Origin of the sequence: Brachybacterium sp. GPGPB12 (assembly GCF_038396325.1) — a bacterium.
Lineage (GTDB): Bacteria > Actinomycetota > Actinomycetes > Actinomycetales > Dermabacteraceae > Brachybacterium > Brachybacterium conglomeratum.
On record NZ_CP149573.1, the window covers coordinates 3,714,412 to 3,726,221 of the forward strand.

The window sequence follows — 11,810 nt, forward strand, 5'->3', positions numbered from 1 at the left end:
CCGACCCTAGGACTCCGCGCCGCCGATGTACACGGGCGGCGGGGCGCGTCGGACCGGCCGACGCGCCCCGCGACGGGCCGGTCAGAGAACCCGGGAGCGGCTCTCCTCCTCGCCGAGGCGGGTGAGGCGGCCGAGCCGCGTGACGTGCTGCGGACCGAGATCGGCGAGGGTGGGGACCTGCAGCGGCTTCATGGTCTGCTCGACCTGGCTCGCGAGGATCTCGATGGTGCGGTCCACGCCTTCCTTGCCGCCGGCCATGAGCCCGTAGAGGTAGGCGCGGCCGATCATCGTGAAGTCGGCGCCCAGCGCGATCGCGGCGACGATGTCGGCACCGCTGCGGATGCCGGTGTCCAGGATGATCTCGACGTCCTTGCCGATCTCGCGCGCCACCTCGGGCAGAAGATGGAAGGGCACGGGGGCGCGGTCCAGCTGGCGGCCGCCGTGGTTGGAGAGCACGACCGCGTCGACGCCGAGGTCGGCGAGCTTCTTCGCGTCCTCGAGGGTCTGGACCCCCTTGACCGCGAACTTCCCGGGCCACATCTTCCGGATCTCGGCGAGGTCCTCGAAGTCGATCGAGGGATCCATCGCGGAGTTCAGCGGCTCCCCGACGGTGCCGCCGGTCTCCGAGAGGGAGGCGAACTCGAGCTTCGCCGTGGTCAGGAAGTCCCACCACCACCAGGGGCGCGGGATCGCGTTGACGACGGTGCCGAGGCTGAGGCGCGGCGGGATCGAGAAGCCGTTGCGGGAGTCGCGCGACCGTGCACCGGCCACGGGGGTGTCCACCGTGAAGAAGAGGGTGTCGAAGCCGGCCTCGGCGGCGCGCTCCACCAGGCCGTAGGAGATCTCCCGCTGGCGCATCACGTAGAGCTGGAACCAGTTGCGACCCAGCGGGTTGGCCTCCTTGACGTGCTCGATCGAGGTCGTGCCCAGGGTCGAGAGGGTGAAGGGGATACCGGCTTCGCCGGCCGCCGAGGCACCTGCGATCTCGCCCTCGGTCTGCATCAGGCGGGTGAAGCCGGTGGGGGCGATGCCGAAGGGTCGCGCGGAGTCGCCGCCGAGGATCTGGGTGGTGGTGTCCACCGAGGAGACGTCGTTCAGGATCGAGGGGTGGAACTCGATGTCCTCGAAGGCCTCGACGGAGCGGCGCATCGAGATCTCCCGCTCGGCGGCGCCGTCGGTGTAGTCGAAGGCCGCGGCGGGAGTGCGTCGCTTCGCGATCGTGCGCAGGTCCTCGATCGTGAGCGCCGAGGAGAGCCGTCGCCGCTTGGGGTCGAGGTCGATCTTCTTGAACTTCATGAGCTCGAGGAGCTCGGAGGGGCGGGGGATCTGACGCTGGACCATGGGTCCTCCTTCGTGTCGGGCGGTCGTATCGGGGCGAGCGGGAGCGGGTCAGAGGGTGGGGATCATCCAGGACAGCACGTTCGACTGCAGCCCGACCAGCAGGCACAGTGCGATGAGCATGCCGAGGCTCCACCAGATGACGCGGCGGAAGATCGCGGACTCCTGGCCGACCAGGCCCACGGCGGTCGCCGCGATGGTGAGGTTCTGGGGGCTGATCATCTTGCCGACCACACCGCCGGAGGTGTTCGCGGCCACCAGCGGCGCCGGGTCCAGCCCGGCCTTCTCGGCGGCGGTCTGCTGGAGCGTCGCGAACAGGGCGTTGGCGCTCGTGTCCGAGCCGGTGACCGCGGTGCCGAGCCAGCCCAGGATCGGGGAGAGGAACGCGAAGGCGGCGCCGGTGCCGGCGATCCAGGTGCCGATGGTGATCGTCTGCCCCGACTGGTTCATGACGTAGGCGAGCGCGAGCACCGCGGCGACGGTGAGGATCGACCAGCGCATCTTCACGAGGTTGGTGACGTACACGTCGACGGCGTCCCGCGCGCTCAGTCGGTAGACCAGCGCCACCACGATCCCGGTCAGCAGCAGCAGGGTGCCCGGCGAGGAGAGCCACTGGAGGGCGTACACCGTGCTGGTGGAGACCTCCCCGGCGGCGGTGAGCACCCGGCCGTCCAGACCCGGCCAGTGGATCTTCAGATCCGTCGAGGCGAGGAAGGAGTTCAGCGCCGGCACCAGCTTCGAGGCGGAGAAGACCAGGATCACCAGCAGGTAGGGGAACAGGGCCATGAGCACGCGACCCGAGGTCAGGGCGGTGTCGGGTCGGGTGCGGGTGGCGGACGCGACGGCGCCGGTCCCGTCCTGCGGGGTGTCGGCCTGCTCGGTCTCGCGCTCGCGGTGCATGTTCTCCAGGGCGTCCTTCCCACCGACGGGCTTCCACACGCGCGCGATGAGCACCGCGGCGCCGAGCCCGGCGAGGGAGGCGATGATGTCGGTGAGCTCGACGGAGATGAAGTTCGAGGAGACGTACTGGCTGATCGCGAAGACGAGGCCGACCACCAGCGCGAGCGGCCAGAGCTGGCGCACCCCGCGCCGACCGTCGACCAGCGCCACGAGGAAAAGCGGCACCACGGCGGCGAGGAACGGCGCCTGGTGTCCGATGATCGCGCCGATGTGCTGGTAGGGGATGCCGGTGAGGTTGCCGGCGGTGATGATCGGGATCGCGATCGCGCCGAAGGCGACCGGGGCGGTGTTGGCGATGAGCACCACGGTCGCGGCGCGCATCGCGGTGAAGCCCACCGCCATCAGCATCACGCCGGTGATCGCGACGGGGGCGCCGAAGCCGGCGAGGGCCTCGAGCAGGCCTCCGAAGCAGAAGGCGATGATGATCGCCTGGACCCGGGGATCGTCGGAGATCCTGTCGATGACCAGGCGGAGGTCCTCGAAGCGTCCGCTGCGGACGGTGAGCTCGTACAGCCAGATCGCGTTGAGCACGATCCACATGATCGGGAAGAGTCCGAAGGCGAACCCCTGCGAGGCGGAGAGGGCGACGAGGTCCAGGGGCATGCCGTAGACGAGCGCGGCGACCAGGCCTGCGACGGCCAGCGCCGAGAGGCCTGCCCAGTGCGCCTTCCAGCGCAAGACTCCGAGGGTCACGAAGATCGTCAGCAGGGGGAGGATCGCGACGAGCGAGGACAGCATCAGGCCGCCGGCCAGCGGTGCGAGGTCTGGGGTGTACATGGGAACCTCCGAGGCACGTCAGCGGCGGTGCCGCACTGCATCGCCGTCGATGTCGTGCCTGGTGAGTCGTGAGGGGAGAGGAAGCGGAAGACCACGATGTGGTCCGACCACACAGTGATGGTAGGGCCGGGGCGGCGGCGAGGCAAGCCCCTGACGGGACGGGATCACGGGACGGGGCCGGAGCGGGACCTCGACGGGATGCGTCCGGCGAGGGCCGGTGGACGGAGCGGGCCGTGCGCTCGCAGAGCCGGCCGTGCTAGAACGGGTCCATGGTCGAGAACGCGCACCACTCGGAGGTCGGACCGCATCGGAGCACGGCCGGAGCCGGCGGTGCGGCCTGGGGCCCTGTGTCCCGTCGCAGCACCCACGAGCTGGTGATCGACGCGATCGAGGACCAGATCATGAGCGGTGCGCTGGCCGTCGGGGACCTGCTCCCGCCCGAGCGGGAGCTCGCCTCCCGGTCGCAGGTGAGCCGCACCGGGGTGCGCGAGGCGATCCGGGTGCTCGAGGCCCACGGGGTGCTCCGCTCCGAGGTCGGCTCCGGACGCGGGGCCGGCACCTTCGTCGCCGCGCCGCCCCGCGCCGCCCTCGAGCGCTTCCTGCGACTGCACGTCGCCCTCGCGAACTTCCCCGTCCACGACGTGGTCGAGACGAGGATCCTGCTCGAACGGGCCAGCGCCGCGCTCGCCGCGGAGCGCGCGGACGCGGAGGCGCTCGCGGAGCTCGAGGAGCTCCTGACGAGGATGGACCGTCCCGGCGCGAGCCGCGACGACTTCAACGACGCGGACACCGAGTTCCACGTCGCGATCGCCCGCGCCGGCGGCAATGCGCTGTTCGCGGAGATGACCGGGGCGATCCGCGCCTCCCTGCGGGCGCCGATCCTCGAGGCCTTCACCAAGGTCGAGGACTGGGACGCGATGGCCGACATGCTCCGCGCCCAGCACCGGGAGATCCTCGACGCGCTCCGGGCGGGGGAGGCCGAGGAGGCCGCTAGGCTGACCGCGGAGCACATCCGCGCCGCCGCCGCGGCCCTGCCCGACCTCCCCGGCTCCTGAGCGCCAGGACTCGCGGCACCGGCCGGATCAGGCGCCGGGCACCGGCCGCTCGTCCACCCCGTCGTACTGCGACAGCGGACGGATCAGCGCGTTCGACGCCCGCTGCTCCATCACATGGGCCGTCCACCCGGTCACCCGCGCCGCGATGAACAGCGGCGTGAACAGCTCGGTGTCGAAGCCCATCAGGTGGTAGACGGGACCGGCGGGGTAGTCGAGGTTCGGCTTGATGCCCTTCGCCTCGTCCATCGCCTGCTCGAGCCCGTCGTACAGGCCCAGGATCTCGTCGCGGCCGGTGTGGGCGATCATCGCGTCCAGCGCCTGCTTCATGGTGGGCACGCGCGAGTCGCCGTGCTTGTAGACGCGATGGCCGAAGCCCATCACCTTCCTCTTCTGCGCGAGGGCGTCCTCCATCCAGGCCCTCGCCCGCTCCTTCGCCTCGGCGCCGGACTCCTCCGGACGGATCCCGATCTCGTCGAAGGTGTGCATGACCGCCTCGTTCGCCCCGCCGTGCAGCGGGCCCTTGAGCGCGCCGATCGCCCCGGTCACGGCCGAGTGGAGGTCGGCGAGGGTCGAGGTGATCACGCGCGCGGTGAAGGTCGAGGCGTTGAAGGAGTGCTCGGCGTAGAGGATCAGCGAGACGCGGAAGGCGTCGACCACCTCGGGCGCCGCCTCCTCGCCGAAGGTCATCCACAGGAAGTTCTGGGAGTGGTCGAGGTCCTCGCGGGCGGGGACCGGCTCGGTCGGCCCGCCGGCGCGGCGCCGACGCCGCTCGTAGGCGATCACGGCCGGCGGCTGCGCAGTGAGCCGTTCGGCCTTGGCGAGCTCGCTCTCGAGGGAGGAGTCCTCCGCGTCGGGGTCCAGCGCTCCGAGCACCGAGACGGCCGTGCGCACCGAGTCCATCGGGTGGCAGGTCGTCGGCGGCGCATCGAGGGCCTGCCTGACCGTCGGGTCGAGGCCGCGGTGGGCGCGGAAGCGCCCCTGCGGCGCGGTGAGCTCGTCCGCGTCGGGCGGCTCCCCGGTCCACAGCAGATGGGCGACCGCCTCGAAGGACTGTGTCGCCGCGAGCCGCGGGACGGGATAGCCGCGATAGAGCAGCGAGTTGGTCTCGGGGTTCACCTTCGAGATCGCGGAGACGTCGGCGACGACGCCGTTCAGGCCCTTCCTGATCTCGGAGGTGTCGGTGGCATGGCTCATGGGGCTCACTCCTTCGTCGACGGCGGTGTCCGGTCGGGGGCGTGCGGGTCGGTGCCGTGCACGGCGGGGACCTCGAAGTCGAAGACCGAGGCGTCGAAGCGGCTGTAGGACTCATAGTCCACCAGTTCGTACAGCCGCGCACGCGTGAGCATCTCCGGGACACGGGATTCCTGCGTGCCGGTCTCCAGGATCGTCTCCAGCACCCGCTCGGCCGCGCCCATCGCGGCGCGCAGAGGGTGACCGGGTAGATCACCATCGCGACGCCCGCCTCGGCGAGTCGCTCTCGGGTGAACAGCTGCGACTTCCCGAACTCGGTCATGTTCGCCAGCACCGGCACGTCGAGCGCCGCGCAGACCTGCTCGAACTCGCCGAGGTCCGCCAGCGCCTCGGGGAAGATCGCCTCGGCCCCCGCGTCCACCAGCGCCTTCATCCGGTCGATCGCGGCGGTCAGGCCCTCGGTCGCGCGCAGGTCGGTGCGGGCCATGACCAGGAAGCCGGGGTCGCGCCTGCCGTCGGCGGCGGCGCGGATCCGCTTGGTCGCCGTGTCGAGGTCGACCATGGTCTTGCCGTCCAGGTGCCCGCGGCGCTTGGGGTTGACCTGGTCCTCGATGTGGCGACCCGCGAGCCCCGCGTCCTCGAGCTCCTGGATCGTGCGGGCCACGTTCATCGGCTCGCCGAAGCCGGTGTCGGCGTCGATCAGGCAGGGAAGGTCGGTGGAGCGGGCGATCTGGGCGCCGCGCGTCGCGACCTCGCTGAGGGTGGTCAGGCCGATGTCCGGCAGGCCCAGCTCGTTCGCGATCACGGCTCCGGAGATGTACGCGCCGGGGAAGCCCTTCTCCTCGATCAGCTTCGCGGACAGCGGTGTGAACGCGCCGGGGAACGGGGCGGCGGCGCCGGGGGTGAGCAGGGAGCGCAGGTCCTGCCGCTTCTGGGCGGGGGTGCGGGTGCTCGACAGCATCAGAACAGTCCCTTCGGGGCGGCCGACGGGTCGATCACGCCCGGAGCGGCCAGGACGTTCAGGCGATGCAGCCGCCCGGAGGGCGGCTCCGCGAGGTTCTCCGCGGCGTCGAGGAAGCGGGCGATCTCGCGCTCCTCGAGCACGCCGTCGGCGAGGGAGCGGAATTTGTCGATGTACTGCGCGCGGGCGAAGGGCCGGGCGCCCTGGGGTGCGCATCGGCCACCGCGATCTCGTCGCGCGCCGTTCTCCCGTCGGCCAGGGTGATCACGACCTCGCCGCCGAACGCCTTCTCGGCGAGGTCCAGGGAGTGGTAGCGGCGGGTCCACTCCGCGTCCTCCTCGGTGGTGACCTTCTGCCACAGCGCGACGGTGTCCTCGCGGGAGGCGCGCTCGGGGGCGTAGGAGTCGACGTGGTGCCAGGTCCCGTCCTGCAGGGCGACCGTGAAGATGTACGGGATGGAGTGGTCGAGCGTCTCGCGGGACGCGGTCGGGTCGTACTTCTGGGGGTCGTTCGCGCCCGAGCCGATCACGTAGTGGGTGTGGTGCGAGGTGCGCAGCAGGATCGAGTCGACGTCGCCGGGGTCGGCGAGCTCGGGGTGCTCGGCGTGCAGTCGCCGGGCCAGGTCGATCCAGGCCTGCGCCTGGTACTCGGCCGAGTGCTCCTTGGTGTAGGTGTCCAGGATCGAGCGCTTGGCCTCGCCGGGACCGGGCAGCGGCACCGTGTAGCGGGCGTCCGGGCCGCCCAGCGACCAGGCGATCACCCCGTCCTCGCCCTCGTAGATCGGGACCGGGGAGGTCTGGCCGCGCATCGCGCGGTCCACCGCCTCCACGGCCATCTTCCCGGCGAAGGCGGGGGCGTGCGCCTTCCAGGTGGAGATCTCGCCCTTGCGGGACTGGCGGGTGGCGGTGGTGGTGTGCGCGCCTGCCCGATCGCCTGGAAGATCGTCTCCGCGGGCAGGCCCAGCGGCGTGCCGATCCCGGCGGCGGCCGACGGGCCGAGGTGGGCGACGTGGTCGATCTTGTGCTCGTGCAGGCAGATCGCGCGCACCAGGTCCACCTGCAGCTCGTAGCCGGTGGTGATGCCGCGCAGCGGCTCGGCGCCGGTGCGGCCGGTGTGCTCGGCGACGGCCAGCAGCGGCGGGATGTTGTCGCCGGGGTGGGAGTAGTCCGCCGCCAGGAAGGTGTCGTGGTAGTCGAGCTCGCGCACGGCGACGCCGTTGGCCCAGGCCGCCCATTCGGGGGAGGTGCGCGTCTCGAGGCCGACAACGCTCGAGCCGGTGCCTCCGGCGGGGACGGGATGGCTGAGCGCCTGGGCGCGGGCGGAGACGATCGGGGCGCGGGTGAGGGAGGCGACGGCGACGGCGGCGTTGTCGATGACGCGGTTGATCACCATCTCGGCGACCTCGGGCTCGACCTCGACCGGGTCGACGGCGACCTGCGCCATCTTCCAGGCCAGCTGGTCCTCGTGGGCGAGGTTCTCCTCGGAGCGGTGGACGCGGACGTCGTGGTCGATCATGCGGTGGCCTCCTGGCGGGCGGGATCGGCGGATGCGGCGGGGTCGGTGGGGATGCCCGCGTCCTGCAGGTGGGCGAGGGCGCGGCGCAGATGGACGAGGGTGCTCGCCGCCGCGAGCTCGGGATCCCCCGAGGCGATCGCGCGGGCGATGTCGGCGTGCTCGCGGGCGGAGTCGGCCAGGCGACCTGGGGAGTTGCGCGCCAGGCGTCGCAGACGACCCAGGTGCAGGCGCAGACCGCGCAGGGACTCGGCGAGATAGGCGTTCTGGCAGGCGGTGTCCAGCGCGGCGTCGAGCTCGCGGGTCAGGGCGTAGTAGGCGGTGGGGTCGGTGCCGGCGGCGAGGAGGCCGCGTGCCTGCGCGAAGCGGTCGGCGAGAGCGGCGAAGGCGTCGGCCCCGCCCCGCGCGCCGGACGTCCCGTCGGACCGCGCGATGCGCTCCGCCGCGCGGCGGGCGGCGAGGGTCTCCAGCGCGATGCGGAGGTCGAACAGCGGGGTGGCCTCCTCGAGGGAGACGGCGGTGACGACGATCCCGCGGCCCGCGGCGGGCTCGGCGAGCCCGTCGGAGACCAGCCGGGCCAGGGCCTCGCGCAGCGGGGTGCGCGAGAGGCCCAGTCGCCGGGACTGCTCGACCTCGCCCAGCACGGCGCCGGGCGCGAGGGAGCCTTCGATGATCTCCTCGCGCGCCGCCGTGTAGGCGCGGTCACTGGCCCGCATGACATGAGTGTATGCAAAGTTTCCGTCCCTGTGCGAGAGCACCGGTGATTCCAGGGGAATCGTGCCACCGATGTATGCACTGCGCGGGGGTGGCTCGTCGTCCGGAGCCCGGCCCGTCGGGACCGGGGAACCGGCGTGATAGCGTCCACGCGGCCCGAGACCGCCGTCGGCCCCCGCACCGGGACCCACCTCGGCGACGCCGCCGGTCCGACGGGCGCCTGGCAGGTCCTGCCGCGCCGCCACCGCACGTCGGCGCGATCCCGGACCGGGGAGCGGGACCCACCGCGCCCCGCACCGACCCTGACCACCACCGGGCGCACCCCGCCCCGCGGCCTCGCCGCGGGATCCGCCGTGCCCCTCCCTCCTGAGAGGCCCTGATGAAGTTCTTCCAGCGCCTGGGCAGATCGCTGATGTCGCCCGTGGCCGTCCTCCCCGTCGCCGCGATCCTCAGCGGCATCGGCTACTGGATCCTGACCGCCACCGGGAACGACGCGAACCTCGTCGGCGTCTTCTTCACGACCGCCGGCGGTGCGCTCCTGGACAACCTCCCGCCGCTGTTCGCGATCGGCGTCTCGCTCGGCATGGCCACGAAGCCCGACGGCACCTCCGCGCTCGCCGGCCTCGTCTCCTGGCTGGTCGTGACCACGCCGCTGTCCCCCGAGAACGTCGCCCTGTTCCAGGGCATCGAGCCCGATGCCGTGAACCTGGCCTTCTCGAACCTCGAGAACGTGTTCGTGGGCATCCTGTGCGGCCTGATCGGCGCCTGGTCCTACGACAGGTTCAAGGACACCGAGCCGCCGGACGCGCTCGCCTTCTTCGCCGGGCGCCGCTCCGTCGCGATCGTCTCCGCCGGGCTCTCCCTCGTGCTGGCCCTGGCGCTGTTCTTCATCTGGCCCCTGGTGTTCTCCGGCCTCGTCGCCTTCGGCGAGTTCATCCTGACGCTCGGGCCGGTGGGCGTGGGCCTCTACGGCTTCCTCAACCGCCTGCTGATCCCGCTGGGCCTGCACCACGCGCTGAACTCCGTGTTCTGGTTCGACGTGGCCGGCATCAACGACCTGGGCAACTTCCTGGACGGCTCCGGCACCTACGGCGTCACCGGTCAGTACATGACCGGCTTCTTCCCGATCATGATGTTCGGCCTGCCCGGCGCGGCCCTGGCCATGTACGTCACCGCGAAGACCTCGCGCCGCAAGGTCGCCGCCGGCGTGCTCTTCTCCAGCGCCGTCGCCGCCTTCTTCGTGGGCGTCACCGAGCCGCTCGAGTTCGCGTTCATGTTCCTCGCCCCCGGCCTGTACCTCGTCCATGCCCTGTTCACCGGCATCTCCATGGCGATCAGCGCGCTGCCGCCGGTGCGGATGGGCTTCGGCTTCTCCGGCGGCTTCATCGACCTGGTCCTCGGCTGGGTGAACCCCATGGCGCAGAACCCGTGGGCGATCCCGCTGATGGGCATCTTCTGGTTCGCGGTCTACTTCGTGGCGTTCCGCTGGATCATCCTGAAGTTCGACCTGAAGACCCCCGGCCGCGACGACTCCTTCGACGGCCGGGTCGAGGGGGAGGACGCCGCGAGCGACGGCAGGTACGCCGCGACCGCGACCGCCTTCCTCGCCGCCCTCGGCGGCGCCTCGAACATCACCGACCTCGAGAACTGCGCGACGCGCCTGCGGATGGAGCTCGCGGACGTCTCCAAGGTCGACGAGGCGGCGCTGAAGCGCGCGGGCGCCGCCGGGACCATGAAGCCCGGCGGGCACTCCGTCCAGGTGATCTACGGGACCTCCGTCCAGTTCGTGAAGGACGCGATGGAGCGGATCATGAGCGGCACGGACCGGCCCGTCGCCGAGGAGGACGTCCGCGCCCTCGAGGAGCAGGACGCCGCCGAGGCGGGAGGCGGGAGCGCCACCGCGCCGCGGGCCTCCTCCCTCGTGCGCCTGCGCCGGCCCGTCGAGGGCACCTCGGTGCCGCTCGACCAGGTGCCGGACCCGACCTTCTCCCAGGGGATCATGGGCCCCGGCATCGCGATCGAGCCCAGCGACGGGCTCGTGCTCGCCCCGGCCGAGGGCACCGTCGCCCACGTGTTCCCCACCGGTCACGCCGTCGCGCTGACCCTCGAGGACGGCGTCGAGGTGCTGATCCACGTGGGCCTGGACACCGTGGAGATGAAGGGGCACGGCTTCGAGACCCTCGTGCAGACGGGAGACCGCGTCGTCGCCGGCACGCCGCCGCTGCGCGCCGACCTCGCCGCGATCCGTGCGGCCGGGCACCCGACCGTGACCCCGGTGATCGTGATGAACGATCCCGGCGCCCGTATCGAGCTGGTCTGAGCCGATCTCGCCACGACGGCCGTCGCCCCGTCAGCGGGGCGGCGGCCGTCATCGTCCCGGGCGGGGCCGGCCCGTCTGCACCGGCCGGGCAGGGGAGGGCAGACGGGGGCGACCTGTCAGGAGCGGCCGACGCGGCCGACGGCCTCCTCGGTCTCGTGAGGATCCAGCACGCCGGCCGGGTGCGGCCCGGCCGCGAGCCAGGCCGCGCGCCAGTCCTCGACCGCCGGGGAGGCGAGCGCGCCGCCGGCCAGCAAGACCATGTTCCCGTCGGCCGGGCGGGCCAGCAGGCTGCGCATCGGTGAGCGTCCACGCCCCCGGCACCCCCACCACCGCAGCGGCGGCCTCGAGCTCCCTTACCTGCGCGGCGAGGAAGAGGCGCCCCGCGTCGTCGCCGACGTTCACCATCAGCAGACCGTCGGCCCCCAGGTGGGAGAGGGCCTCGCGGTAGAACGCGGCCTCGGCGAGATGGGCGGGGGAGTCCTGACCGGAGAAGACGTCGAGCACGATCACGTCGAACTCGCGCTCCCCGAGCGCGGCGAGCTCCTCGCGCGCGTCCCCGATGACCACCTCGAGCTCCGTGCCCTCCGGCGCCGGCAGTGCGGTGGTGACGAGGGTGGGCGGCTCCCGCTCGATCTCGATCACCAGGCGCGCGGAGCCGGGCCTGGTCGCCTGCACGTAGCGGACCAGGGTTAGCGCCCCGCCGCCGAGGTGCGCGATGCGCGGCGGCGCCCCGGCCGGCCGCACCCGGTCCAGCACGTTGCCCATCCGGCGCAGGTACTCGTGGACGAGCCGCGTCGGATCCTCGAGGTCCACGTGGGACTGCTCCACGCCGCCGATCAGGAGGGTCCAGCCGCCCACCACCTCGTCGGCGACGATCCAGGCCGGCTGGTCCGAGAAGGACAGCCGCAGGCCGCGGGGCGTGCCGGAGGCGAAGGGCGTGGCGGAGGAGGGGGAGGCGTTCATGAGGACATTGTGCCGAGGA

General features: G+C 72.2%; 8 protein-coding genes and 2 pseudogenes. 3 read left to right on the top strand and 7 right to left on the bottom strand.

Annotated elements, in window-relative coordinates:
- Positions 1 to 81: 81 nt before the first annotated feature.
- Positions 82 to 1,341: an alpha-hydroxy acid oxidase gene (locus WKH84_RS21635; protein WP_341855064.1), complete on the bottom strand. Its 1,260-nt coding sequence runs from the start codon at positions 1,339 to 1,341 to the stop codon at positions 82 to 84.
- 48 nt (positions 1,342 to 1,389) lie between these two features.
- Positions 1,390 to 3,075: an L-lactate permease gene (locus WKH84_RS21640; RefSeq protein WP_341855065.1), complete on the bottom strand. Its 1,686-nt coding sequence runs from the start codon at positions 3,073 to 3,075 to the stop codon at positions 1,390 to 1,392.
- Positions 3,076 to 3,449: 374 nt separating this feature from the next.
- On the opposite strand from WKH84_RS21640, the gene WKH84_RS21645 reads away from it, so the two are divergent.
- A complete protein-coding gene (locus WKH84_RS21645) occupies positions 3,450 to 4,130 on the top strand; it encodes an FCD domain-containing protein (protein ID WP_341855066.1) in 681 nt (226 codons plus the stop codon).
- A gap of 27 nt (positions 4,131 to 4,157) precedes the next feature.
- Here WKH84_RS21645 and WKH84_RS21650 read toward each other — a convergent pair whose 3' ends face one another.
- From WKH84_RS21650 to WKH84_RS21665, 4 genes and pseudogenes are all read right to left on the bottom strand, one after another.
- The gene (locus WKH84_RS21650) at positions 4,158 to 5,324 is read right to left on the bottom strand and encodes a bifunctional 2-methylcitrate synthase/citrate synthase (RefSeq protein WP_341855067.1); all 1,167 of its coding nucleotides are present in this window, start codon (positions 5,322 to 5,324) and stop codon (positions 4,158 to 4,160) included.
- A 5-nt stretch (positions 5,325 to 5,329) separates the two neighbouring features.
- Positions 5,330 to 6,282 (bottom strand): annotated as a pseudogene (gene prpB, locus WKH84_RS21655) (methylisocitrate lyase).
- A pseudogene (locus tag WKH84_RS21660) lies at positions 6,282 to 7,797 on the bottom strand (MmgE/PrpD family protein). The pseudogenes prpB and WKH84_RS21660 overlap by 1 nt, the downstream one beginning before the upstream one ends.
- The gene (locus tag WKH84_RS21665) at positions 7,794 to 8,510 is read right to left on the bottom strand and encodes a GntR family transcriptional regulator (RefSeq protein ID WP_341855068.1); all 717 of its coding nucleotides are present in this window, start codon (positions 8,508 to 8,510) and stop codon (positions 7,794 to 7,796) included. The pseudogene WKH84_RS21660 and the gene WKH84_RS21665 overlap by 4 nt, the downstream one beginning before the upstream one ends.
- Before the next feature lie 135 nt (positions 8,511 to 8,645).
- On the opposite strand from WKH84_RS21665, the gene WKH84_RS21670 reads away from it, so the two are divergent.
- Together WKH84_RS21670 and nagE are read left to right on the top strand one after the other, a co-directional pair.
- Positions 8,646 to 8,888, top strand: coding sequence for a hypothetical protein (locus tag WKH84_RS21670; RefSeq protein ID WP_341855069.1), 243 nt, complete (start codon positions 8,646 to 8,648; stop codon positions 8,886 to 8,888).
- Entirely contained in the window at positions 8,888 to 10,828 is a 1,941-nt protein-coding gene (gene nagE, locus WKH84_RS21675) for an N-acetylglucosamine-specific PTS transporter subunit IIBC (RefSeq protein WP_341855070.1), read from the top strand. Before WKH84_RS21670 ends, nagE begins: the two co-directional genes overlap by 1 nt.
- A gap of 48 nt (positions 10,829 to 10,876) precedes the next feature.
- Here the strand turns inward: nagE and WKH84_RS21680 are convergent, their stop codons facing one another.
- The gene (locus WKH84_RS21680; protein ID WP_341855071.1) at positions 10,877 to 11,791 is read right to left on the bottom strand and encodes a fused MFS/spermidine synthase; all 915 of its coding nucleotides are present in this window, start codon (positions 11,789 to 11,791) and stop codon (positions 10,877 to 10,879) included.
- Between the last annotated feature and the right edge of the window lie 19 nt (positions 11,792 to 11,810).

Bases quoted from the DNA above. Each gene is read 5' to 3' on its own strand.
- WKH84_RS21635 (WP_341855064.1), bottom strand. From the start codon at position 1,341: ATGGTCCAGCGTCAGATCCCCCGCCCCTCCGAGCTCCTCGAGCTCATG.
- WKH84_RS21640 (WP_341855065.1), bottom strand. From the start codon at position 3,075: ATGTACACCCCAGACCTCGCACCGCTGGCCGGCGGCCTGATGCTGTCC.
- WKH84_RS21650 (WP_341855067.1), bottom strand. From the start codon at position 5,324: ATGAGCCATGCCACCGACACCTCCGAGATCAGGAAGGGCCTGAACGGC.
- WKH84_RS21665 (WP_341855068.1), bottom strand. From the start codon at position 8,510: ATGCGGGCCAGTGACCGCGCCTACACGGCGGCGCGCGAGGAGATCATC.
- nagE (WP_341855070.1), top strand. From the start codon at position 8,888: ATGAAGTTCTTCCAGCGCCTGGGCAGATCGCTGATGTCGCCCGTGGCC.
- WKH84_RS21680 (WP_341855071.1), bottom strand. From the start codon at position 11,791: ATGAACGCCTCCCCCTCCTCCGCCACGCCCTTCGCCTCCGGCACGCCC.